Annotated in this window: 22 protein-coding genes; 14 read left to right on the forward strand and 8 right to left on the reverse strand. The window is 46.2% G+C overall.

Translation table 11 applies throughout. From position 1 onward, the window contains the following. The first annotated feature begins 148 nt into the window (after positions 1 to 148). From ACP26N_RS03190 to ACP26N_RS03235, 10 genes are all read left to right on the forward strand, one after another. The gene (locus ACP26N_RS03190) at positions 149 to 1,906 is read left to right on the forward strand and encodes a sensor histidine kinase (RefSeq protein WP_131504226.1); all 1,758 of its coding nucleotides are present in this window, start codon (positions 149 to 151) and stop codon (positions 1,904 to 1,906) included. Further along, on the forward strand, positions 1,906 to 2,610 hold the full coding sequence (locus ACP26N_RS03195) for a response regulator transcription factor (protein WP_251138797.1): 705 nt from the start codon (positions 1,906 to 1,908) through the stop codon (positions 2,608 to 2,610). The genes ACP26N_RS03190 and ACP26N_RS03195 overlap by 1 nt, the downstream gene beginning before the upstream one ends. A gap of 25 nt (positions 2,611 to 2,635) precedes the next feature. Further along, positions 2,636 to 3,343 (forward strand): purine-nucleoside phosphorylase, encoded by a 708-nt coding sequence (gene deoD / locus ACP26N_RS03200; protein ID WP_026829180.1) that lies wholly within the window; start codon positions 2,636 to 2,638, stop codon positions 3,341 to 3,343. Between the two features lie 101 nt (positions 3,344 to 3,444). Further along, entirely contained in the window at positions 3,445 to 4,827 is a 1,383-nt protein-coding gene (locus ACP26N_RS03205) for an aldehyde dehydrogenase (RefSeq protein WP_426354769.1), read from the forward strand. Positions 4,828 to 4,895: 68 nt separating this feature from the next. Continuing rightward, entirely contained in the window at positions 4,896 to 6,113 is a 1,218-nt protein-coding gene (locus tag ACP26N_RS03210) for a CDP-glycerol glycerophosphotransferase family protein (RefSeq protein ID WP_426354771.1), read from the forward strand. Beyond that, a complete protein-coding gene (tagD, locus tag ACP26N_RS03215; RefSeq protein WP_131504222.1) occupies positions 6,110 to 6,502 on the forward strand; it encodes a glycerol-3-phosphate cytidylyltransferase in 393 nt (130 codons plus the stop codon). The genes ACP26N_RS03210 and tagD overlap by 4 nt, the downstream gene beginning before the upstream one ends. Before the next feature lie 55 nt (positions 6,503 to 6,557). Further along, positions 6,558 to 7,700: a CDP-glycerol glycerophosphotransferase family protein gene (locus ACP26N_RS03220; RefSeq protein ID WP_188005179.1), complete on the forward strand. Its 1,143-nt coding sequence runs from the start codon at positions 6,558 to 6,560 to the stop codon at positions 7,698 to 7,700. Between the two features lie 161 nt (positions 7,701 to 7,861). Then, entirely contained in the window at positions 7,862 to 8,569 is a 708-nt protein-coding gene (locus ACP26N_RS03225) for a Crp/Fnr family transcriptional regulator (protein WP_131504220.1), read from the forward strand. A 328-nt stretch (positions 8,570 to 8,897) separates the two neighbouring features. Continuing rightward, the gene (locus tag ACP26N_RS03230; RefSeq protein ID WP_188005181.1) at positions 8,898 to 9,368 is read left to right on the forward strand and encodes a cytochrome c oxidase subunit II; all 471 of its coding nucleotides are present in this window, start codon (positions 8,898 to 8,900) and stop codon (positions 9,366 to 9,368) included. Further along, positions 9,369 to 11,060 (forward strand): b(o/a)3-type cytochrome-c oxidase subunit 1, encoded by a 1,692-nt coding sequence (locus ACP26N_RS03235; protein WP_131504219.1) that lies wholly within the window; start codon positions 9,369 to 9,371, stop codon positions 11,058 to 11,060. 105 nt (positions 11,061 to 11,165) lie between these two features. Here ACP26N_RS03235 and ACP26N_RS03240 read toward each other — a convergent pair whose 3' ends face one another. The 5 genes from ACP26N_RS03240 to ACP26N_RS03260 form a co-directional block, all read right to left on the reverse strand. Further along, a complete protein-coding gene (locus ACP26N_RS03240) occupies positions 11,166 to 11,795 on the reverse strand; it encodes a response regulator (protein WP_131504218.1) in 630 nt (209 codons plus the stop codon). Further along, positions 11,792 to 12,817 (reverse strand): sensor histidine kinase, encoded by a 1,026-nt coding sequence (locus ACP26N_RS03245; RefSeq protein ID WP_131504217.1) that lies wholly within the window; start codon positions 12,815 to 12,817, stop codon positions 11,792 to 11,794. The genes ACP26N_RS03240 and ACP26N_RS03245 overlap by 4 nt, the downstream gene beginning before the upstream one ends. Further along, complete coding sequence (gene liaF, locus ACP26N_RS03250; RefSeq protein ID WP_426354776.1) at positions 12,814 to 13,533, reverse strand: cell wall-active antibiotics response protein LiaF; 720 nt, start codon at positions 13,531 to 13,533, stop codon at positions 12,814 to 12,816. Before liaF ends, ACP26N_RS03245 begins: the two co-directional genes overlap by 4 nt. A 59-nt stretch (positions 13,534 to 13,592) precedes the next feature. Then, the gene (locus ACP26N_RS03255; protein WP_131504216.1) at positions 13,593 to 14,216 is read right to left on the reverse strand and encodes a PspA/IM30 family protein; all 624 of its coding nucleotides are present in this window, start codon (positions 14,214 to 14,216) and stop codon (positions 13,593 to 13,595) included. A 62-nt stretch (positions 14,217 to 14,278) separates the two neighbouring features. Next, positions 14,279 to 14,656: a hypothetical protein gene (locus ACP26N_RS03260; protein WP_426354778.1), complete on the reverse strand. Its 378-nt coding sequence runs from the start codon at positions 14,654 to 14,656 to the stop codon at positions 14,279 to 14,281. 271 nt (positions 14,657 to 14,927) lie between these two features. Between ACP26N_RS03260 and rsgA the strand changes: the two genes are divergently transcribed. Further along, a complete protein-coding gene (gene rsgA, locus ACP26N_RS03265; protein ID WP_131504214.1) occupies positions 14,928 to 15,977 on the forward strand; it encodes a ribosome small subunit-dependent GTPase A in 1,050 nt (349 codons plus the stop codon). 77 nt (positions 15,978 to 16,054) lie between these two features. Here rsgA and abc-f read toward each other — a convergent pair whose 3' ends face one another. From abc-f to pflB, 3 genes are all read right to left on the reverse strand, one after another. Beyond that, complete coding sequence (abc-f, locus tag ACP26N_RS03270; protein ID WP_426354781.1) at positions 16,055 to 17,737, reverse strand: ribosomal protection-like ABC-F family protein; 1,683 nt, start codon at positions 17,735 to 17,737, stop codon at positions 16,055 to 16,057. A gap of 270 nt (positions 17,738 to 18,007) precedes the next feature. Next, complete coding sequence (gene pflA, locus ACP26N_RS03275; protein WP_165871685.1) at positions 18,008 to 18,730, reverse strand: pyruvate formate-lyase-activating protein; 723 nt, start codon at positions 18,728 to 18,730, stop codon at positions 18,008 to 18,010. A 24-nt stretch (positions 18,731 to 18,754) separates the two neighbouring features. Next, positions 18,755 to 21,004 (reverse strand): formate C-acetyltransferase, encoded by a 2,250-nt coding sequence (gene pflB / locus ACP26N_RS03280; protein ID WP_131504211.1) that lies wholly within the window; start codon positions 21,002 to 21,004, stop codon positions 18,755 to 18,757. A 347-nt stretch (positions 21,005 to 21,351) separates the two neighbouring features. Here pflB and ACP26N_RS03285 point away from each other — a divergent pair, with 347 nt between their 5' ends. From ACP26N_RS03285 to ACP26N_RS03295, 3 genes are read left to right on the forward strand one after another with little or no spacing between them, the layout of a single operon-like run. Then, positions 21,352 to 21,783 carry a hypothetical protein gene (locus ACP26N_RS03285; protein ID WP_131504210.1) on the forward strand — a complete coding sequence of 144 codons (432 nt, stop codon included), beginning with the start codon at positions 21,352 to 21,354 and terminating at the stop codon, positions 21,781 to 21,783. 28 nt (positions 21,784 to 21,811) lie between these two features. Next, a complete protein-coding gene (locus ACP26N_RS03290; RefSeq protein ID WP_131504209.1) occupies positions 21,812 to 22,987 on the forward strand; it encodes a DEAD/DEAH box helicase in 1,176 nt (391 codons plus the stop codon). Next, positions 22,984 to 23,625, forward strand: coding sequence for a hypothetical protein (locus tag ACP26N_RS03295; protein ID WP_131504208.1), 642 nt, complete (start codon positions 22,984 to 22,986; stop codon positions 23,623 to 23,625). The genes ACP26N_RS03290 and ACP26N_RS03295 overlap by 4 nt, the downstream gene beginning before the upstream one ends. The last annotated feature ends 37 nt before the right edge of the window (positions 23,626 to 23,662 follow it).

Raw genomic sequence — 23,662 nt, forward strand, 5'->3', positions numbered from 1 at the left:
CAATATTCATTCGGAATCAAGTGTTGTTTTTTTAGAAATCCAATTTGAAGAAAATCGTGAGGGGCACAAACAAATAAAACACGTACATGTAAGCGGATACAGCTATGCTATACTACTTATTAGAAGAAAAAGGATGGAGGAGACGGCGATGAAGAGCATCCGAACACGTTTGATCCGACTTGTCGTCTTAGCGATTCTGATTCCGACGACGCTTGCTACATCAGCTTCTTATCTCTATGTACGGAATCAAAATGTGGAGCAGGCGGAACGTTCAAGCTTGAGCGCTTTGAAAAGAGGAAGCAACCAAATCAGTCATTATATGGAAGATATAAGACGATTACCGACAAGTTTGTATGCGAATCGCTCCTTACTCAATATTATGAATGTCGGGGCGGATGCTGAGCTCAGTGAATCGGAGGGTGTGATTTCACGGGCGCTTCTCGGACTCTTTTTATCCAGACAAGATATTGAGCAGCTTCACTTCGTCATCTTAAAAGGAAACTCGGAGTACTCGGTTTATAACATGAAGACATCCAGCCGGGGGAAGTTTGATTGGTTACAGGAGACCGACTACTTTCGTTTGATGAAACAAAAAAACGGCTGGTTGATTGATCCGGCACATCAGATTACTGCCTATAATACACATACGATGATTTTGGATGACAAACAGATCGTCAGCTTCCGTTACCGGATCAATCGTGTGGAAACAGATGAACCGCTTGGATTTCTTTCTGTCGACATTCCAACGAGTGTCTTTGAACAGCAATTAAAGCTGTTTGAAAACTTCCCCGGTGAATCGCTTTGGCTGTTGAATGGAAATCAATTGATTGCCAAGACGGGAAAAGAGCTTCCGGTCACGAATGACCGATTTACAGGTAAAAGTGGCAGCATGCGGGTCGGGGACTCCTTCATCGTTTATGCCAAAACGAAAACACAGGGTGTTCCTATCACACTTGTTAAGACGACGCCATACGCCTCTGTCGTCAAAAGTGCTAATGAAACAGCCCTGATTTTAATTTTGATCGGAATTGGCTCGTTAGTCTTGATGATTATTGCAGCAAGTCTCGTAGCACTTGAAATCACAAAGCCGATTAAACAGCTGACAGCAAACGTGTGGCGTGTCGAACAAGGCGATTTATCGGCTCAATTCATTGCGACAACCAATGATGAGATTGGATTGCTGAATCGGCAGTTCCAGCGGATGATTCAACGAATCGACCGGCTGATCAAACGTGAATACCGTTTGGCACTGGAAAACCGGACGAATGAATTGCGGGCCTTACAATCCCAGTTGAATCCGCATTTTTTGTTTAATGCCTTGCAATCAATCGGGACGACGACGTTACAGGGCGACCGAAAAGTTGCATATCGTTCGATTACAGGACTTTCGCAAATGATGCGTTATTCGATGAATAATGAACAGACAATTGTGACGTTGAAGCAGGAAGTCGATCATCTTCAGTCCTATATGCGTCTTCAGCAGCAACGCTTTCCCGATCGATTCCGCTACATCGTTGATGTGCCGTGGCACATGAATTCGATTGAAGTCCCGAAAATGATTTTACAACCCTTTGCTGAAAATTATTTTAAGCATGCGTTTAATCAACAGGTAGATGCAACCGAAAACTATCTCGCCTATAAAGTCAGAAGTGACGGGGATCAACTGATCATTCAAGTCGAAAACAGCGGGGCAGTCATGGAATCGACGGAACTGAAAAGTATTGATCAAACGATGCGGATGCACCGCCGGCCGGAAGACCGTCAAACATCCGGGATCGGTCTACACAATATCTACGAACGTCTATTAATCTTTTATGGAGAGGAAGCCAGTATGATCCTGCAGTCTCCAACTGAAGGTGGTTTTAGAATCGTCATTCGAATTCCCGTTGAACAGGAGGAACTATGATGAATGTATTGATCGTAGACGACGAAAAACATGTTCGTGATGCCGTTAAATTGCTTGGCGAGTGGGATACATGGCAGGTAGACAACATCTTTGAAGCGGATGACGGAGTCACTGCCAAACGTTTTTTGGAACAGGAAAAAATCGATTTGATGTTAACAGATGTCGAAATGCCCGGACTGGACGGACTAAGTTTACTCGAATGGACAAAAAATCATCATCCAAAGGTCGTCACGATTGTATTGACAGGGTATGATGATTATACGTATATGCGTCGTGCGATTTTGCATCAATCGTTTGATTACTTACTCAAGCCAATCGATCCTGATATTTTAAACGATGCTGTCGGGCGTGCGATGGAATTGATAGGTCCTGTTCCGGAACAAGGAGAAGCGATTGATCAGATTGCGAAGTACATTGCGACACACTATGCGGAAGAACTAACGCTTCAACTCATGAGCGAACGCTTTTACTTAAGCCGGGAATACATTTCAAGACGATTCAAACAACGTTTTTCGGTCAATCTATCGGATTATATTCAAACGATCCGTTTAAATCGGGCGAAGGAATTGTTGGGTGAGACGGATGCTCGAATCTACGAGATCGCGCTTGAAGTCGGATACCATGATGATAAATATTTTCGGAAAGTCTTTAAAAAGCAGTTTGGAATGACTCCAAATGAGTTCCGGGAGTTGTTGTCGGTTTAGTCACTATTTAGAGGAGGAATCGTACATGAGCGTACACATTAACGCAACAGAAGGTCAGATTGCAGAAACCGTATTACTTCCAGGAGATCCACTTCGTGCAAAATACATTGCCGATACATTTTTAGAGGACGTCGTTTTGTATAACGAAGTTCGCGGAATGTATGGTTTTACAGGAACGTATAAAGGTAAAAAAGTTTCTGTTCAAGGAACAGGGATGGGTGTCCCGTCGATGTCGATTTATGCAAACGAATTAATCCAATCATACGGAGCTAAAAACCTGATTCGTGTCGGTACTGCCGGCGGGATCACGCCGGACGTCAAAGTCCGCGACGTCGTCATCGCGATGAGTGCGTCACACGATATGGCACAAAACCGGGTTCGGTTCAACGGACTGGATTATGCGCCGACAGCATCGTTTGACTTATTGCACAAAGCTTATATGACAGCGAAAGAACACGGCATCGATGCAAAAGTCGGTCAAATCTTCACGACCGATCAATTTTACCAAGATGATTTCCACCACTTCAAAAAATGGGCGGACTTCGGTTGCCTCGCAATCGAGATGGAAGCGGCAGGTCTCTACACACTCGCTGCAAAACATAAAGTCAACGCCTTGACGATCTTAACGATTTCCGATCACTTGTTGACGGGTGAAGAGACGACGTCGGAAGAACGTCAAACGACGTTTAACGACATGATGAAAGTCGCACTTGAAACAGCAATCCAACTGTAAACGGAAGGCGGAGAAAAGACTCTCCGCTTTTTTTATTTGCCCTGGCAGCTATGGTAGAATGAGAAGGAAGAAATGAATGAGCTCACAAGGGGGATTTACGGATGGGATTGACGACAACGGGATTAGATGTAGCACGTCAGGTCGAGGTACAACGGACTTTTTTCAAGACAGGCGCAACAAGAAGCATTGCTTTTCGTTTAAGTATGTTGACGTTCTTGAAACAAGCGATTGAAACGCATGAAGCAGCCATTTACGATGCCTTGAAAGTCGACTTGAATAAAGGGCGTCAAGACGCTTTTACGACAGAAATCGGTTTTGTCTACGGCGAAATCAATCGGATGGAAAAACAATTGCGCCGTCTTGCAAAGCCGCGCCGTGTGGGGACGCCATTGTTGCATTTTGGCTCGAAAAGTGAAATCCGTTTCGAACCGTACGGAAACGTTCTTGTCATCGCACCTTGGAATTATCCTTTCCAACTTGCCCTTGCACCTGTCGTAGGCGCGATTGCAGCGGGGGATACCGTCGTTTTGAAACCTTCGGAATTAACGCCAAACGTCTCACGTGTGCTACGCGAAGTCTTTGAGACGGCCTTCCATGAACGTTTTGGTGTCGTAATCGAAGGTGATGCGGAAGTGAGTACAGCAGTGTTAGAAGAAAAGTTTGATTACATCTTTTTTACGGGTTCGACACGCGTCGGAAAAATCGTTCATCAGGCGGCAGCGAAACACCTGACACCGGTCACACTTGAACTCGGCGGTAAGTCTCCGACGATTGTCCACAAGGATGCAGACTTAAGACTCGCGGCGAAACGGATTGCCTGGGGCAAATGGTTAAATGCCGGACAAACATGTATCGCACCGGATTATGTTTTTGTTCATCGGGATGTACAAGAAACATTCCTGCGTTATATTGAGGAAGAAGCATTTTCACAGTATGGAAATGGGGTGGGAGTTGGATCATACGTCAAAATTGTATCCGACAGTCACTTGGAACGCTTGACGGGCTATCTCGATCAGGGAGACATTGAATTCGGCGGACAAGTCAATCCGGAAACAAGAAAAATGGCTCCGACCGTCATGACGAACGTTCCTCTTGATTCGAAATTGATGCAAGAAGAAATTTTCGGTCCGATTTTGCCGGTTCTTGTATATGATGAAATTGAAGATGTCATCACATTTGTCACAGACCGTGATAAACCACTTGCACTCTATTTGTTCACAGAAAATGACTTCGTCAAGGAACGTGTCCTGAACCGGATTTCCTTTGGTGGCGGTTGTGTGAATGATACGCTCATGCATGTCGCACAGCATAACTTACCGTTTGGTGGTGTCGGTGCCAGCGGGATTGGTGGATATCATGGCAAGTACAGCTTTGAAACGTTCAGCCATCAAAAAGGCCTTGTACACAATACGACGAAGTTTGATTTACCATTCCGTTATATGCGTTCAAATACTGATTCCAAATGGATGCGCTTTTTGTTATGATGGTTGAGGTTTGATTAATATGAAGTGTTATAAAAAGTAAATTTTTGTTGAATTAAGGAGTACATGTTTTGAAACGTCAATTACGTCAGTGGATCAAGAAAACTAAACTGGTCGAAACGGGATTGCACCTCGTGATGCGGTTGTTTGCTTGTTTGCCGGTTCACCCAAATCGCTTCCTTTTCGAAAGCTTTTTAGGAAAACAATACAGCGACAATCCACGTGCCATTTATGAAGCGTTAAAACAAGAACATCCGGAACTTGAGTTGATTTTCAGTAAAGATCGACAGAGTGTATTAACGGATCCGACGGTGCAGACAGTCAATCGAATGACGATTCGCTGGATTTATCTGCTCGCTACATCGCGCGTCTGGATTTCTAACAGCAGGCTTCCCTCTTGGTTGTTCAAACGAAAAGGGACCATCTATTTACAGACGTGGCATGGAACGCCGTTAAAGAAGCTGGCACTCGACATGGATGATGTGCAGATGGCCAATACGACGACAAAACGCTATAAGCGTGACTTTGCGCGTGAAGCATCAAAGTGGGATTTTTTGATTTCACCGAATGCCTATTCAAGTCGGATTTTTCGACGGGCCTTTCATTTTTCAGGTGAAATGCTTGAAGTCGGTTATCCACGCAATGATGTGTTTTACCAGACGGAACGGCATCCGGAAATCGTCGAACGGGTTTATTCGCGGTATCAAATTGATCGGACTAAGAAAATCATTCTGTATGCGCCGACCTGGCGAGACAACGAGTACGTGGCACAAGGATCGTATTCCTTTACGTTGCCATTTTCGTTGGAACAGTTCGAAAAACGGTTTGGTGCTGAATATACGTTGCTGATCCGGATGCATTATTTAGTAGCGGATCAAGTGGATACGTCAGCTTATCTATCTGTCCACAACGCTTCGGATTACCCGGATATTTCAGATTTATATATCGCAGCAGATGCTATGATTACAGATTATTCATCCGTCATGTTTGACTATGCTCATCTGAAACGACCGATGATTTTTTACACGTATGATTTAGAACATTATCGGGATCAACTGCGCGGATTCTATTTTGACTTTGAGCAGGAAGCACCGGGTCCGCTCGTTTTACAACAAGCACGATTATTTGAAGAGATTGATCGGTTGCATGAATGGAGTAATCGATATGGCGCAAAATTTGCTGCATTTGAAAAGAGATTTTGTCAATGGGATGACGGAACAGCGTCTTTACAAGCCTATCAACGTCTTTTGCAACCTGTCAGCAATCAGCATAAAGGAGAATTATCATGAAAAAAGTCATCACGTACGGCACATTTGATTTACTGCATTGGGGTCACATCAACATCCTCAAACGCGCAAAGGAAATGGGCGATTATTTAGTCGTCGCGATTTCGACGGACGAGTTCAATCGATTGAAACATAAAGAATCGTATCACAGCTTCGAAAACCGTAAATTGATTTTGGAATCGATTCGTTACGTTGACGAAGTCATTGCGGAAAACAATTGGGATCAGAAAATCACCGATGTACAAGAACATCAAATCGATACATTTGTCATGGGAGATGACTGGGCCGGTGAATTCGATTTCTTGAAAGAATATTGTGAAGTCGTTTATCTCAGTCGGACGGAAGGTATTTCGACAAGCCAGATCAAAACGGAGTTAGGAAAAGGTTCGTGAACAAAAAAGACCACACCCTGCGTGCGGTCTTTCTTCATGGAAGGGAGGGAATAACGTGAGAGAGAGTATCGTGCAAATCTACTTGCTGCTTTTCCGGATTTTCTATCGAATCTTCTGCTTGTTACCTGTGAGACCCGTGACGCTCTTTTGGGTCACTTACGGTGATAATGTGAAACCGATCAATGATGCGCTCCTGACGGAATTTCCGAACGAAAAACGGTATTTGATTTATGATAAAAAATTTGTGAAATATCCGGAAGCATGGTCGGCGGAATATGCATTGCCTTATCGCAGACTGAGTTTTATTCGGCTGGCGTACCTTCTTGCAACATCGAAGCATCATTTCATCGATAACTATATCGGCGAATATAGTGTCGCCCCGATTCGTCAGGGAACAAAACGGATCCAGTTATGGCATGCTGCAGGGACACTAAAGAAATTCGGTTTGACGTCATCAAAGAGTTTGATGGTACCGAAGCATGTCCTGCGACGTTTCAAACGGGTGTACCAGCGTTATGGGGACTTCATCGTACCGGGAGGAGCTTGCGCGAAACAATTCATGGGACCACATGATCTTCCGCGGACAGTCTTCAAAACATTTGGTGTGCCCCGGACAGATTACTGGTTTGACGAACAACATCAACACACCAAAAAAAAACTTCACGATGCTTACGTCAAACAGGAACGTCGTATTCTATTGTATGCGCCAACCTACCGGGAATATAATGGAATGGAAGGACAGACTGTCCGCCAACTCGAACAATTGACCGATCAAGGATGGACAATTCTTGTCAAATTACATCCGACGGTCCGTTCGATGTTCACACATCAAAAAAAACATGTGCACTTCGTTACGGACGAATATTCAATCAATGATTACTTACTCATCACCGATGTATTGATCACCGATTATTCCTCGATTCCTTTTGAAAGTTGTCTGCTGGATGTTCCAACCATTCTTTACACACCAGATATCGACACGTACCGGCAGATTCCGGGTATCATCGATTCCTATCCGGACCCGTTACCGGTTACTTGCACAAATCAATTTGATGTTATATTGAACTGGATTAATTCGGATGCAGCGCTAGAAGAAAGCCGGACAGCGATGGAAAAATTCAAAACAGTCTGGTATACGGAACAACCGGGACAAGCGACACGTCGGATTGTCGATCATTACTACCGGAAAGTACGTTGAAGTAAAAAAATGATCTATGTTTTTAAACGAAACTAGAATCATTTTTTTAAAAAATTTTGTGAAAACATGAACAAAGTTTGACAATCTTTTGAAAAAACGTTTTTTTGACGTGTGATGTTCTATACTAGGAGCAGAAGGAATCAAGGAAAGGAGAATGCGAAATGCTTGCTTGCGGAACAACAGAAGCCAATACGTTTGTCTTATCAGCAGAGACACGAATGATACTGGAAGACTTCATGACAGAGGTGACGTTTAAAAAGGATTCAATCGTTTGTTGGGAAGGTGAGTTAAACGATAAGTTGTTTTATGTGAAGCAAGGCGGTGTCAAACTGTCTAAACTGACGAAAAAAGGCAGCCCTTTAATGATGTTTTTATACTTTAAGGGTGATTTGTTCGGTGAGTTTGATGTCGGCGAAGCATTTCCAAGTTCTTATAGCGTTGAAACAATGGAAGACAGTGTCCTGGGTGTCATTTCGAAAACGAAGCTTGAGGAATTGATGAAGCAGGACGGTGTATTTGCCTTAGAAATCATGCGTTGGCAAGCCTTGATGCGAAAGCAGTCCGAAACGAAACTGCGTGACCTGTTGTTGTTTGGGAAACAAGGTGCACTGGCCTCGACCTTACTCCGGTTGATTGCCATGCATGGAAAACAGGTTGGGGAAGACTATGTCATTTCCAAACGACCATCCGATAGCGAACTCGGTCAGTTGATCGGGGCGCCGCGCGAAACGGTCAATCGCATGTTTTCCCAGTGGAAAAAAGACAAGGTCATTTCATCAACGACGACTAAAATCATCGTCCATGATGCTAACTATTTGAGAGATTTATGCCATTGTGAAGGATGTCCGGTAGGTGTATGCCGGATTTAAAAATAAAACGAATCCTCTTGTCCTTGAGACAAGGGGATTTTTTTGAGAGCTTCTTCTTAAAATGTGAACTTTATGTGTGTTTTTAGAAGGGAAAGCGAGAAATCGTCACAAATGGTGTGACATTTATCACGGTCTCAAGCGGTACGTCTTTTCTAGAATGAAGACAGGACATCAAGTTGAAATGAGAAGGGAGATAGGCATCATGAGCAGTAAACCAGAACCGAATTTATCAGGCACAATCGTCGCCGTTTTTATTGTTGCTTCCGTCATCATCGGGATGTGGGGATCGATTTTTCTATTATTTAGTTCCAGATAAGGAGGAGAGGCAATGCACATTCATCGTTTGGAGAAAATTTGGTTAGTATTTGGTTGTGTGATGTTAGCCGTTTTTTTAGTCATCATTGGTATTTCTGCTTTTGCATCCGGCAATCAACCGCCGTCTGACGCTACATTAATTGATCCGACACAAGTGGATCAGACCAAACCATTTGATAAACCGGGGTTGAAAAAAATTGACGAAAACCGCTATGAAGCAGTCATGGTGTCGCAAGCGTTTCAGTTCACGCCACAAGATATGGTAATTAAAAAAGGGGCAACGGTAGACTTTCTCGTGACGTCAAAAGATGTCGTTCACGGTTTTGAAATCGTAAAGACAAATGTCAACATGATGGTCGTACCCGGTCATATCAATTCAATCGAATATACCTTTAAAAAAGCCGGAGAGTATTTGATTGTCTGTAATGAGTATTGCGGAAGCGGTCACCATATGATGTCGACAAAAATTAAGGTGGTGGAGTAAATGAATGCCATTTCGAGAAAATTAAAAGAATTTGAGATGGAGCGGGGAATGCCGGCGACGGCAATTGGCTTAAAAGAAGCGAAACTGGCTTTTGCCCATGTCAGCTTTTCGCTCGTCGCCTTGTTGATTGGCGGGTTATGCGGGTTACTGCAGACACTCGTGCGGACCGGTGTGATTCCGGAAATTGCAGGCGTCGGCTATTATGAATTATTGACGGCCCACGGGTTGATGCTGGCGATTGTATTTACGACATTATTTATTTTTGGCTTACTATTTTCTTTTTTAGGACAATCGTTTGGGCGTTTCGAAGAATTTCCAAGACGGCTCGGTTGGGTCGGATTTTGGTTTATGATGCTTGGTGTCGTCCTCGTCACATGGATGGTCCTCGCAGGAGAAGCTTCTGTTTTATATACCTTTTATGCACCATTGAAGGCTCACCCGGTGTTTTATATCGGACTTGTCATCTTTGTTGTCGGAACGTGGATTTCTTCCGGTGCGATGTTCCGGATGTACGCGGACTATAAACGGGAGCACAAAGGTGTTCATCCACCGCTTCAGGCATACATGAGTATCATGACGGTATTGTTATGGGTCGTCGCGACACTCGGAGTCGCTGCTACGATTTTGTTTCAACTCTTACCGTTGTCACTCGGTTGGACGGATAAAGTCGGAATTGAGTTGTCACGGACGCTCTTTTGGTACTTTGGTCATCCGCTTGTATATTTTTGGCTGTTGCCGGCATATATCGTCTGGTACACCGTGATTCCGAAAATCGTCGGCGGAAAGATTTTTTCAGATGCATTGGCCCGGATGTCCTTTTTATTATTTTTACTGTTTTCCTTCCCGGTCGGATTCCATCATCAATTGTTGGAACCGGGTATCTCAGCCTTTTGGAAATACATTCAGGTCGTTCTCACGTTTTTGGTCATCATCCCGTCACTCATGACAGCCTTCTCGATGTTTGCGACTTTTGAACTGGCAGGGCGGCGTCAAGGCGCAACCGGACTGTTCGGCTGGATCAAGAAGATGCCGTACCGGGATGTCCGCTTTTTAGCACCGTTTGTCGGAATGTTATTTTTCATTCCGGCGGGAGCAGGTGGAGTCATCAATGCGTCGCATCAATTAAACATTGTTGTCCACAACACACTGTGGGTGACCGGTCATTTTCATATCACGGTCGGAGCTGCCGTTGCCTTAACGTTTTTTGGAACTGCCTATTGGTTGGTCCCCTTGCTCAGAGGACGGACGCTGACGAAACAACTCAACCGGATCGGACTGATCCAAACGATGTTGTGGACGGTCGGTATGCTGTTCATGTCGACAGCGATGCATATTTCAGGGTTACTCGGTAATCCGAGACGAACAGGTCCGGCAGCTTACTTCAAAGATTCGCTTGTTGCCGACTGGATTCCGTATCATGTTGCGATGGCAATTGGCGGAACGATTTTATTCCTTTCCATTCTGTTGTTCTTATTTGCGATGTTCCAACTCGCTTTCCGGGCACCGAAAGGCATGGAAGAGTTCCCGGTTGCTGAAACAGAAAAAGCAGCGATGCAAACACCGCTGTTCTTCGAAAATTGGAAGCTTTGGATTTTCGTGACGTTTGCGTTAATTGCATTTGCCTATACGGTTCCAATTTGGCATATGATTGAGAATGCGCCGCCTGGAGCACCAGGCTGGAAATTGTGGTGACAGAACGAAAACAAATAAATGACCGGGTTCCTCTGAGATACAGGAGGAACCCGGTCATTTTCATTGAGTATGAGAGCAATTGTAAGTATAGAAAAATGCTGAAGATTACTTAACGATGTTGTGTTTAAACGCATAAACGACAGCTTGCGTCCGGTCAACGACATCAAGCTTCGACAAGATGTTCGAAACATGTGTTTTGACAGTCTTCAAAGAGATGAACAGTTCGTCGGCAATTTCCTGGTTCGCCATTCCGCGTGCCATCAGTTGCAATACTTCCTGTTCGCGTTCTGTCAAATCATCATGGAGATGGCTCGTTGGTTTTCGTAAACGTTCCATCATTTTCCCCGTGACTTGGGCCGCCATGACGGATTGACCACTTGCTGTTTTTCGAATCGCTTCCGCAATTTCAAAGGCACTTGCTGTTTTTAAGACATAACTCATTGCACCGGCCTCGATGACAGGGTAGACCTTTTCATCATCTAAAAAGCTGGTGACGACTAGAATTTTGGCATCTGGCCATTCTTTTCGAATCAACCGTGTTCCTTCAACGCCATCGACCGGCTCCATGACTAAATCCATTAAAACGACATCCGGACGATGTTTCAATGCAAGCTCAGCACCTGCTTGTCCGTCCGATGCTTCTGCTACGACCTCGATATCTGGTTGAGTGGACAAAAAAGCAGAAACACCTGCACGGACCATTTCGTGATCATCGACTAATAACACACGTATCATACTTGCACCATCCGATCTTTTCTTAATTTTACTTCAATTTGCGTTCCTTGTCCCGGAACACTGACGAGACGAATCGCTCCACCCATCTCAGCTGTCCGTTCCCGCATCGAATTGATGCCGTAAGAAGCGAGTTTTTTTTCATCGACGATAAAACCAACGCCGTCATCATTCATGCTTAAGATGACTGTATCATTGAATTGACGAAGTTCGATGTCCATATGTGACGCTTTGGCATGGCGCAATGCATTGGTCAGTCCTTCTTGGACAATCCGGAACAATTCGTTCTCAATCGGGCGGGGTAATTCGATGGATTCAAGCTTCCAACTCAGCTCGGTGGACTGCTTTCTTGATAACTCTTCCAACAATTGAGTCAGGCCTTGCTGAAGGGTCATGCCTTCGAGTTCGACCGGGCGTAATTGTAATAACAGGGAACGCATTTCTGACTGTGCCGTCTGGGCCATTGTTTCGACCAAATCGATTTGTTTGGCAGCTGTTTCAGGTTGCGTCAGAATCGTCTGTTTCGCTGCTGTCGTCATCATCGAGATGGCATACAGCTGCTGGGAAACAGAGTCGTGTAAATCACGGGCCAGCCGTTTTCGCTCTTCTGTAATGGCCTGGACACGGACTTGTTCGATGTGTTGGGGACGGGTACTGATTTTTTGAACGGTTTCGACCTGTTCATCAATCCGTTTCCCGATCCGCGACAGACGTGTCAGCGTGTGGAAATAAGGACCGTTGACAATTGTCACTTCTTTTCCTTGCTCCAGTTCAATGATGGCCGTTGTGACTCTCTTGAAATCGCGCCGTAAAAAGAAATAGTGGATACTGCCAACTGCTAACGGTAATAAAAGCGATAAACCGATGACGAGCAGAAAAACAGGAAAGTCCTGTTGACGGACGAAAAGTACATGCCAATTGACTTGGCGTGTACTTAGAAATAATAACGTCGTCATCACAGCCGTCAAAAAACCGGTCATGACCTGGAGTGCGATGACACCAAGCGGAAATTGATCACGTTTCATATCGAGGTCACCTCCACGTTCCCGATTCCAAGCATGACATGAATCCGGACTTTTCGGACAGCCTTGTCATATTCGGGGGCACGGTACTGGATTCGGCGATTAAAGAAAGTCGGAATACGACGGACATCTGTCTTGACGCTCCCGAAACCAATCGATGTATCGAGCGTGTAATCGTAACCGGACGGTAACAGGATTCGGACATCACCGACGACACCACTGACGACGATCAGTGTTTCGCCTTCCGGAACATAAGCATGCGTCAAGTCGATTTCGAGATCACGGACGATGAATTGTTCGCTCAAATCTTTTAAAACGTAGGGAAGTTCCTGTTGTGTCGCAAAAGAATAGGCCGGTTGAATCTTAATGCCTTCCTCCTCATATAAGCTCGATGAAATTTTTGAGAAGAAAAATTCCCGGACAGAGTGACGGGTTACGAGAATGATTCCGAGATACAGCAGAATACCGGCGATGACGAATCCGATCGCTGCCGAACTGAGGACGACACCGGCTAAGATGATTGTACCAACGATGTAAAACAGGATAGCCAGTTTTTCATGATTTCTTTTTCGGAAATGAATCCCGACATAATACAGGAGGAAGGGGAAAAGCACTCCGAATAATACATTTCCCGCGCCTGTCATCAAATCATAGAATAGTCCGAGAGCAAACAGGATCGACACGTAGCCGACTAGTTGTTTTGTACTTAATCGTCGCACGGGCAATCTCCTTCCTGACATGACAAAGGGAGGCAAGAATGCCTCCTTCGTCCGAATACTTATTTTTGGAAACGACGTTCGAGATCGGCAATCCGCGCATCAATATCATCTTCTGCAATCGGCGCTTCCTCTTCTTTCGTTTCAGGTTCGTTTGTTGTGAATGGATGTTGTTCTTGTTTAATAGTAGCATTTGGTTCGCGTTCTAGCACCTGGTTCATCTTCGATTTTAAATTCGAGACGTTTTCACGCATCATCCATTCATACCGTTTGTTTTGTAAGTCTTCCAGCTTCAGTTTCAATTCCAGTGCTTCCCGTTCGAGCTGATTGAGCTCACGTTTCGTTTCGACAATCAGTTCTTCAAAGAAGCGGAACTGTTCCCCGTAATGTTTCGACTCGATGGCCGCCCGTTCTGCAAGTTCTTGTTCGCCTGCTTCTTTGGCGATTTCAACTTGTGTAAAACGTTTATCTGCGAGTTCCTTCGCTTCATCCTGTTTTTGTGTCAGTTCAACAAGCAACGTCCGTTGACGTTCCAGTAAACGGTCGATTTCTTTTAAGTCCGATTCGGTTGTCCGGATGTGGCGGACCAGCTTTTTAGCAGGTGCTTCTCCCTGATCGGCGGCTTTTTTTACTTCTGTCATCATTTGATTGGCAAACTCATTTAATTGATCGAATACGTTTTTCATCAAAAATTCCTCCTTGGATGTTAAATCTACAAAGTATCGGTTCGTGATGTACTGTCCATTTGTTAGCGTTTTTGATCGAGATCTTGCCAATCGGCTTCAAAGTGGGACGATGCGGCCGGACGACGGCGGGCGAACAGTTGATTCAAATCAACACGTTGCAGTTTCATACGCATGTATCCGATGTAGAGTGCAAGTGCGGCAGCGATCCCGACAACAGCCCAGATGTTTGATAGGGCAACACCGATTCCGATTGCTGCGAACAGTCCAAATCCGATTTTCGCGAAAACGCTTGATGTTTGGATAAACTTACTGATGGCGTAAAAAGCGAGTAGCGCGCCGAGCCCGAGTCCGATCATATGCGGTAATGTACCGATGACGACAGCGAGAAGGGCGAGACCGGCAAGTGCCATCAAGACCTGTTTTCCTTTTGATTGCTTCATGATGAAGCCTCCTTTTTCTTGATACTCTTATCTTACCGAAGTGAATCCGCAATCACGACGCCCTTCGGACCGGAATCATCTCCGACTTGAGGCGGAGGAGGGAAGTCTGACTTTAATGAGTCTACTAGGTCAGCTGAATAGAATATGGTAAAATTCGACTATAAGAAACGAGAGGAGTGGTGTTTTTATGTATGCAATCAGCCACATAACAGAAAACCATATCGGAACACAGGGAGGGGTTTCCCTCCCTTAAATCAGAGGAGGAGACCATTTGAACGAATGGGGTAAAGTACCGGCACATGAAGTCGGTATAAATGAACAGTTAGGTCGTGTCACGGCAGTCTTTCAAAAACAGTTCCGTGTGATGACGGCTGACGGGGAAACATTAAGTGAGTTATCCGGAAAGCTGCGATTTGAAGCCATGACGAAATCCGAATTGCCGGCAGTCGGGGACTGGGTGATTCAGAGCGGACGGGAAGCCGGTAAGGGACGGATTGAACGTGTCTTGCCGCGAAGTACGCAATTTTCCAGAAAAGCAGCCGGAACGGAAACCGAGGAACAAGTTATTTGTGCGAATGTCGACATTGCATTGCTCGTCATGGCATTTGGACATGATTTTAACGTGCGTCGCCTGGAACGATATCTGACGGTCGCCTGGGAAGCCGGGGTCACACCACTTATCGTCTTGACGAAAAAAAGTTTAGTGGATTCGGTCGACGAGTTCCTGTCGGAGATGGAAACCGTCGCCTTTGGGACACCGTATTTCGCTGTGGATTCGTTGACGGGTGACGGGGTGACCGAATTAAGAGACGCGTTGCACCCACGGGAGACGATTGTCCTGGTCGGCTCATCCGGCGTCGGGAAATCGACACTCGTCAATGCGTTGGCAGAAGAACAGCTGATGGAAACGGGCGGTGTCCGGGAAGATGATGAACGGGGCCGGCATACGACGACACACCGGGAGTTAAAACGATTGTCGAACGGTCTGTTACTCGTCGATACACCGGGAATGCGGGAACTCGGATTATGGGACGGAACAGAAGGACTGGCAGCGACCTTCTCGGATATTGAGGAGCTGGCGGAATCCTGCCGTTTCCGGGACTGTCAGCACGTAGAAGAACCAGGCTGTGCTGTCCAAGCCGCTTTGGCAGATGGAAAGCTGTCGCGCGAACGGTGGGACAGTTTCCTGAAGCTGAAACGTGAAGTCGCTTATGCAGAACGAAAGCAAAATGCAGCTCTTCAGGCAGCAGAAAAAGAGAAGTGGAAAAAGATTCACAAACAGGCCCAGGCACGGACGAAACTGAAGTATCAAAAACGATGATTTTATTTAAAATCACAAAGGAACGACACCTTTCTGACGAATCAGAGAAGGTGTCGTTCCTTTTGTTGAAAAGATCTTTAATCACGGTCAAAATCGATCGTACCCGTCAAATCTTCAAGACGTTTCAAATCATTTTGAATGACCTCAATGTCACTCGGCTGCTGTTCGCGCAATTGTTTTGTCCCGACCGGATGAACGGTCGCATGTTCATGTGGATCGAGCGAGATGGTCCGGTTCGAAAGACGGTCGTTAAAGTAACGGTCATGTGATACGAACAACAATTCACCCGGAAAGACATCGAGGGCGGCTTCGATTTGTTCGCGGGTCGTCAAATCAAGGTAGTTGGTCGGCTCATCGAGAATCAACAGACGGGCACCGGAAAAGTAAAGGCGTAAGAACGCAATCCGGCACCGTTCACCCATGCTTGCTTCAGTAATTGGTTTATATACCTGATCCCGGCGAAATAGAAAACAAGCGAGCAGCGTCCGGGCATCGGTCTCAGAAATCGTCGTTTCCTGCATCAACGTGTCGAGCAGAGAGCCGGAAGTCGGTAAATCCGCAAGTGCCTGCGAAAAGTAACCGACTGTCAGAGCAGGATGGCGTGTCACCGTTCCTTCCGTCGGGTTGAGCTCCCCTCGAATTAGCCGGAGCAAAGTCGTCTTGCCGGAACCATTCCGACCGATGACGGCAATCCGGTCGCCTTGTTGTATGGAAAAACTCAGTTTTTGAAACAATGTCCGGTCATCGTACGAAAAGGAAACGGCGTCCAGTGCAAGCAACTGCTTGGCGGCAAACGATGCCGCTTCAAAGGCTACATGAACGGAGGACGGGGATTCCGGTTTAGCGACACGGCGGTCGAGCACCTGCTCGAGTTGTTTTTCTTTCGCCTTAAATTTTTTAGCTTGTTTTGCTGCTTTTTTCTTGGCGTAAGGATTCCGTTCACTGGCGTGAGCGACAGCTTGCTGATGCCAATTTTGATACTGGGTAATCATCCGTTTGAGTTCCTTTCGCGTTTTTTCCTGCTTTTCATACTCGCGTTCCTGCGTCAGGCGTTCCTGTTCTTTTTGCTCACAATACGCTTGGTAGTTTCCTTTATACCGCGTTGCCTGACTCGGAGTCAGTTCAAGGACAGCCTCGGCTGTCGCATCGATGAAAGCCCGCTCATGTGACACATACAGGATGGTAAGCGGTGTTTGATGCATCCAGTGAATCAACCAATCCAGCGTATCCGAGTCCAAGTGATTGGTCGGTTCGTCGAGCAGAATGAAATCCGGCTGTTGGACCAACAGGCAGGCGAGTTGAATGCGTGTCTGCTCGCCGCCGCTCAGTGTATTGAATGGGTGTGTCCAGACGTGTTCCGGCAATTGCACTTCTTTTAACGCCCGAGCGGCGTCTGTCTCAAGTGAAAAAGCATCGAGATCGAACGCAGCTTGGTAGTTTTCGAGTGACGATGAGTGGAGAGCCGCTTCCCTTGCTTCGTAACGTACTCGGTCAGCCTGTTCAACAAGCCGAATGGCCGGTGTACTGGAAGTGAGATGTTGGGCGACATGTCCAACGTTCGTATAGCCGCGGAAGATGTTTCCTTCCGTCGGCTGAAGCTGTTTTAAAATCAGCTGGAAGAGTGTCGTTTTACCGACACCATTGGAACCGACCAAAGCAATATGCTCACCGGGACGGATGGAAAATGACACGTGTTGAAACAACGTCTGTTGTGGAAGATCAAAGCGTACATCATGAAAAGATAAGATTTCTGCAGGCATATGTTCAGCTCCTTTTGGGTTCATTTCAGCATTGATGAAATGAAAACACACCATCCGAAAGCGAGCGGATGGTGTGCAGGAGGGCAGATCAAAGAAGGTATATTCCGAATGACGGAAATACCGAAAATGAGCAGACTCGTAGCGTCAGTCATCCGCAACTCATTGCGAAAGTGATGAATTCTTTCATCATTAGACAGTAGCGAGTGAATGCTTCATTTCGGTATTGTACCTCCTATTCATAGACTATGTGTTCAGTGTAGCAACTTGTCGTCAGCAAGACAAGTAAGAATCGAGCAATACTTGAGCCGCAGCAGCTTCCTCTGGATTTGGCGGCAGAACATCCGCTAATGGATAATCGAGACCGAGCGCTTCCCATTTGTAGACGCCAAGCTGATGATAAGGAAGTACTTCGATCCGTTCGACATTACCGAGTGTCCGGATGAATTCACCGGTCTGGCGCAGGAACGTCTCCGTCATCGTCAAACCGGGCACGAGAACGTGGCGGATCCAGACGGGAATGTTCCGTTCTGCCAACCGTTTGGCAAAGGCAAGCGTATTGGCATTACTGCGCCCCGTCAGAATCCGGCAGGTCGCATCATCAATATGCTTAATGTCGAGTAACACGAGATCCGTGTAATCGAGAATCCGGTCGATATTTTTAGGGACGACCGAACCGGCTGTATCGATGACGGTATGCAAGCCTTTTTGTTTTGCTTCCCGAAGTGCTGCTTCCAAAAATTCCGGTTGGGCAAGGGGTTCTCCGCCGGAAAATGTGATACCACCGCCTGTTGCTTCAAAAAATGATCGGTAACTTTCCGCTTCTTCAATGATTTCCGTTGCCGAGACGGAACGACCACATCCGAATTCCCACGTATCCGCATTGTGGCAGTATTGGCAACGTAAAGGACAGCCTTGCGTGAAGACGATGAAGCGAATACCCGGTCCGTCGACCGTGCCGCAGGATTCAACAGAATGAATCGTTCCGATTGTCATAGCCATTTCAGTCCTTTCTTTCAGTTAAAGTGCACCGTGGAACGTCCGGTTGATGACGTCGATTTGCTGTTCGCGGGTCAACTTGATGAAGTTGACGGCGTAACCGGAAACGCGGATCGTCAATTGGGGATAAAGTTCCGGATGTTCCATCGCATCGAGTAATGTCTCCCGGTCGAAGACATTGACGTTTAAGTGATGTCCTTTTGAAGTAGTTCCGCCCATGTAGCCGTCAAGCAGTCCGACTGTATTTCGAATTCGTGTCGGTTCATCTTTCCCCAGTGCTTTCGGGACGATGGAGAACGTGTAGGAAATGCCGTCAAGGGCATGTTCATACGGTAATTTCCCGACGGAAGTCAATGCGGCGACGGCACCCTTCGTATCCCGACCATGCATTGGATTGGCTCCCGGTGCGAATGGTTCACCAGCACGTCGTCCGTCCGGCGTATTGCCGGTTTTTTTGCCGTAGACGACATTTGAAGTAATCGTCAAGACGGATTGAGTCGGTAAAGCATCACGGTACGTCGGATGTTTCCGGATTTTTTCCATAAACAGTTTGACGAGATCAACCGCCATCTGATCGACCCGTTCATCATTATTTCCGAATTTCGGGAAGTCACCTTCGATTTTAAAATCAACCGCAATTCCGTCAGCATCACGAATCGGGGAGACTTTAGCGTAACGAATGGCGGACAGGCTGTCGGCCACGACAGAGAGTCCGGCGATACCGCAAGCCATCGTCCGTAAGATTTCCGGATCGTGCAACGCCATTTCGATGCGTTCGTAACTGTATTTATCATGCATGAAGTGAATGACGTTCAATGTATTGACATAGAGTTCCGCCAACCAGTCAAGCTGACGGTCGTAAGCAGCCATGACCGTTTCATAATCTAAGACATCATCTAAAATCAAGTTCGTCTTTGGAGCAACTTGAATTTTAAGTTTTTCATCCATGCCGCCGTTTAACGTATAGAGCAATGCTTTTGCTAAGTTCGCCCGTGCTCCGAAAAATTGCATTTGCTTCCCAATTTTCATGGCGGAAACACAGCACGCGATGCCGTAGTCGTCGCCATAAATCGGCAACATCAGATCATCATTTTCATACTGGATCGAACTGGAGAGAATCGACATCTTGGCACAAAATTCTTTAAAGCCGCGCGGTAGTTGTGTGGACCAGAGGACCGTCAGATTCGGTTCTGGAGCCGGACCGAGATTGACAAGTGTCTGCAGGAAGCGGAACGAACTTTTTGTCACGTTGGAGCGACCGTCCTCACTCATCCCGCCGATTGATTCCGTGACCCAGGTCGGATCACCGGAGAATAAATCATTGTAGTCCGGTGTCCGGAGGAATTTGACGATTCGCAGCTTCATGACAAAATGATCGACAAGTTCCTGGGCAGTCTGTTCCGTCAAACGTCCTGACTGTAAATCGCGTTCGATATAGATATCAAGGAACGTCGAGACGCGGCCGAGTGACATCGCAGCCCCATTTTGTTCTTTGATTGCAGCGAGGTAAGCAAGGTACACCCATTGGAACGCTTCTTGGGCGGTTTCCGCCGGACGGGATAAGTCGCAGTCATAACGTTGACCGAGCTCGGTCAGTTCTTGTAACGCCCGAATTTGTTCGTTCATCTCTTCACGGTCCCGGATCATCGATTCGGATAAGAAGCCGCCGCGGTCTTTTAAATCTTGTTTCCGTCCTGCAATCAAGAAGGCTGTACCGTACAGCGCAACACGGCGATAGTCTCCGATAATCCGACCGCGTCCATAGGCATCCGGAAGACCTGTGATGATACCCGCTTTACGGGCAGCACGCATTTCAGGCGTATAAGCATCGAACACGCCTTGATTATGTGTTTTACGATATTCACTAAATGTTTTTGTTACGAGGGGATCGGCTTGGAAACCATAGGCTTCTAAAGCATCATTGACCATTCGAATCCCGCCGTTCGGATGAATGGAACGTTTAAATGGTTCGTCGGTTTGCAGACCGACGATTTGTTCGAGTTCGCGGTTGAGGTATCCTGGACCGTGTGACAGAATCGTTGAAGGTATCGAAGCATCGACGGCATAGACGCCACCACGTGAACGTTCTTCACTTGTTAAATTCATGATTTGTTGCCACAGTGTTTCCGTAGCCACGGTTGGTCCTGCAAGAAACTGATCGTCTCCCCGGTATTCTGTCCGGTTTCGACGGATGAAATCAGCTACGTCAATTTGATTGTTCCATGCGCCTGTTTCGAATTGTTGCCATGCTGGTGTTTTTTCAAGTAACATCACGAACACTCCTTTGTTTTTAAGGTGAACAGTCCAAGATACATCCCCTATGTGAATAGTGTAACAAACATTAGGGGGGAAGAGTTTTACATCCCGGTGAAAGCGTAAAGGACTTGAAAAACGTTGGTACATAAGGAATCCGTTAAATGTGTACCAGTGATTGGAATATGCTTAAAAAACAGAAAAAGGGCGAAATAAAGCCATATTTTAAATTCTGTATCACTATTTTTATATGTATCTAAACAAGACAGTTCGAATCGTGATAAAAGTCACACCGGGTTATCTTGTATTTTTATGACGTATCGTTGACAATGAAAAAGGGAATATAGACCGTGGAGGTGCATAAAATGGATTTTTCGATGTTGGAAGACCGTGCCGATTATAGAGCAGGTGATTGGGTGACGTTAAAAGTATCGACTGAAGGAACACCGCGAACGGGAATGATTACGGAGTTTGAGGAAGACGGCTTTTGGATTCGTTTTGAAGATGACTTTGATTTTGAAGACTTCATCGGATATAAAGAAAAATACTTGGTGAAGCTGATTCGTCGCCCGAATGATGTCCGATCCGATTACCCGGTGCTCAGTCAGTTTCCGAAACTGGCGGATGAACTTCAAGACCGGGTCATTCAAGGGTTTGATATTTTGACGGAAGAAATAAAGAATGACCAGGAAGTGGTATATCACATCCGGCTCATCGACGCAGGGAACGAATACACACAAACGTTACGTGGTCTGCGTGACGAAACGACCGATCAATTTGAATATGTCACAGAATGATGCAGAAGAGAGTAGGAGAATACACGTTATGGACTTTATGAAACCTTTTATTACAGAAGCATGGGAACGCGCCCGCTTCGAAAAAATGATGCCGGTTCAAGAACAGGCGATTCCATTATTACGCGAAAGAAAAGATGTTTTGGTCGAAGCACCGACCGGGACCGGGAAAACATTAGCATATGTCATTCCTGCATTAGAATTGATTGATGAAAATGAACCGCATATCCAAGTCGTGATTACAGCACCGACACGTGAACTGGTCATGCAGATCCATCAAGTCATTCAACTGTTTTCGCAAGGAAGCGGCATAAAATCAGGTGCCTTCATTGGTGGCGTCGAACTCAAACGCCAGCATGAACGATTGAAGAAAAAACCGCAAATCATCGTCGGAACCCCGGGACGACTCGTCGAACTGATTGATTCTAAAAAAATGAAGATGCATAAAGTAAAACTGATAGTTTTAGATGAAGCCGATCAAATTTATGAGAGCGGCATGAGCGCGTCGGCAACACGAATTGCCAACAGTGCACTGCGGGATCGTCAGCTGGCCTTTATCTCGGCGACATTGCCGGAACGAACAGCTGAATGGGGAAAAACATTATTTGCGAACGAGCCTGCACGGATTAAAGTAGAACGTGTCATGAGTACGCAAGTGAAATTCGGTTATATCGAAATGTCACGCCGTCTTAAACCGGAATACTTGCGTCGCCTGGCGAACATGCAGGGAGCGAAAGTATTGACGTTCATCAATAACCGCTCATTCCTTGGACCGTTAAACGGCGAACTCAGTAAATTCTCATTAAAATACCGCATTCTTGACGCTGAAAAAGGAAAACGGGAACGGATGGAGACACTCCGTTCGTATAAACGGGGCGAGTTCCCATTGCTCGTGACGACGGGCCTCGCAGCTCGTGGACTCGACATCGAGGCGGTTACCCATGTCGTCCATTATGATTTACCTGAGTCATTCGATGATTTCGTTCACCGTTCTGGACGGACAGGACGCGGGAATGCATCTGGTATGGTTCTTGCCCTTGTCACGGATCACGATTTGAAACACCTGAAGACCCTGACTAAGCAAATGGGTGTGGAAATGGAAGAGATGGAAATTTATCGTGGCGAAGTGATTCCGAAACGGGAACACACGGAACCCGAAACAATCAAACGACCGGCGAACCCACACCGGAAAGGACCGACACGATGAAAAGCGAGCGAAAAATAATCCCTTTTCCAACGACCGTATCGGAAGCGGAGATGAATACGGCGCTTAAGAAGATGTATCAAGAAGCCGCAACGGCCAGAAGTACAGACTGGGTGGCCTTCATCGAAGAAATCGCAACGGAAGGACGTTGGTATTTGAAAGACGCTGAACTGTTCCGTGATTTATTCGTAGATTGGGCAATTTTTTATGAAACCGATGAACAAGGGAAAACGCCGCACGGCCGTTTTTTAGAACAGGTCAAGGAAGACATGTCACCGAGTCTGTACCGTGCGCTGAGAGGTTTGGCGGATCCGGTTCCCTCGTTGTTTCTTGTTGAGGAAGAGCGGGTCGTCGACATCATGTCAAAACAGACGTATCAGACGGAGTTAGCAGAAATTGAAGTCGAGCCCGGTGATTTGTTGGTCGGTAAACTTCTTTATATCTCGGGGAAATGGCGTTTTGCGATTGCTTACATGAAAGTCGCCAAAGCATTAGTTCCGGAAGTCCGGATTCTTTTAGCTGATTTCGTAGACGAAGTAGGAGAAGATGCCTTGTTACGTCAGTATCCCGAATTTTGTGCCGAGTTGATTGATTTATTACTCGATATTGAAGAAGGAAACATCGCACCACGTCCAGAATAATCAAAACCGGCCTTTCCGAATGTTTACGGAAGGGCCG

The organism is Exiguobacterium sp. R-39 (assembly GCF_049942815.1).
Classification (GTDB): Bacteria; Bacillota; Bacilli; order Exiguobacteriales; family Exiguobacteriaceae; genus Exiguobacterium_A.

Excerpts from the sequence above, each read along its gene's own strand:
- ACP26N_RS03285 (WP_131504210.1), top strand. The coding sequence starts at position 21,352 with ATGGATTTTTCGATGTTGGAAGACCGTGCCGATTATAGAGCAGGTGAT.
- ACP26N_RS03295 (WP_131504208.1), top strand. The coding sequence starts at position 22,984 with ATGAAAAGCGAGCGAAAAATAATCCCTTTTCCAACGACCGTATCGGAA.
- ACP26N_RS03230 (WP_188005181.1), top strand. The coding sequence starts at position 8,898 with ATGCACATTCATCGTTTGGAGAAAATTTGGTTAGTATTTGGTTGTGTG.
- tagD (WP_131504222.1), top strand. The coding sequence starts at position 6,110 with ATGAAAAAAGTCATCACGTACGGCACATTTGATTTACTGCATTGGGGT.
- abc-f (WP_426354781.1), bottom strand. The coding sequence starts at position 17,737 with ATGCCTGCAGAAATCTTATCTTTTCATGATGTACGCTTTGATCTTCCA.
- pflB (WP_131504211.1), bottom strand. The coding sequence starts at position 21,004 with ATGTTACTTGAAAAAACACCAGCATGGCAACAATTCGAAACAGGCGCA.
- pflA (WP_165871685.1), bottom strand. The coding sequence starts at position 18,730 with ATGACAATCGGAACGATTCATTCTGTTGAATCCTGCGGCACGGTCGAC.
- ACP26N_RS03255 (WP_131504216.1), bottom strand. The coding sequence starts at position 14,216 with ATGAAAAACGTATTCGATCAATTAAATGAGTTTGCCAATCAAATGATG.
- ACP26N_RS03290 (WP_131504209.1), top strand. The coding sequence starts at position 21,812 with ATGGACTTTATGAAACCTTTTATTACAGAAGCATGGGAACGCGCCCGC.
- ACP26N_RS03240 (WP_131504218.1), bottom strand. The coding sequence starts at position 11,795 with ATGATACGTGTGTTATTAGTCGATGATCACGAAATGGTCCGTGCAGGT.
- ACP26N_RS03190 (WP_131504226.1), top strand. The coding sequence starts at position 149 with ATGAAGAGCATCCGAACACGTTTGATCCGACTTGTCGTCTTAGCGATT.
- ACP26N_RS03195 (WP_251138797.1), top strand. The coding sequence starts at position 1,906 with ATGAATGTATTGATCGTAGACGACGAAAAACATGTTCGTGATGCCGTT.
- ACP26N_RS03225 (WP_131504220.1), top strand. The coding sequence starts at position 7,862 with ATGCTTGCTTGCGGAACAACAGAAGCCAATACGTTTGTCTTATCAGCA.
- deoD (WP_026829180.1), top strand. The coding sequence starts at position 2,636 with ATGAGCGTACACATTAACGCAACAGAAGGTCAGATTGCAGAAACCGTA.
- ACP26N_RS03235 (WP_131504219.1), top strand. The coding sequence starts at position 9,369 with ATGAATGCCATTTCGAGAAAATTAAAAGAATTTGAGATGGAGCGGGGA.
- ACP26N_RS03245 (WP_131504217.1), bottom strand. The coding sequence starts at position 12,817 with ATGAAACGTGATCAATTTCCGCTTGGTGTCATCGCACTCCAGGTCATG.
- ACP26N_RS03260 (WP_426354778.1), bottom strand. The coding sequence starts at position 14,656 with ATGAAGCAATCAAAAGGAAAACAGGTCTTGATGGCACTTGCCGGTCTC.
- ACP26N_RS03205 (WP_426354769.1), top strand. The coding sequence starts at position 3,445 with ATGGGATTGACGACAACGGGATTAGATGTAGCACGTCAGGTCGAGGTA.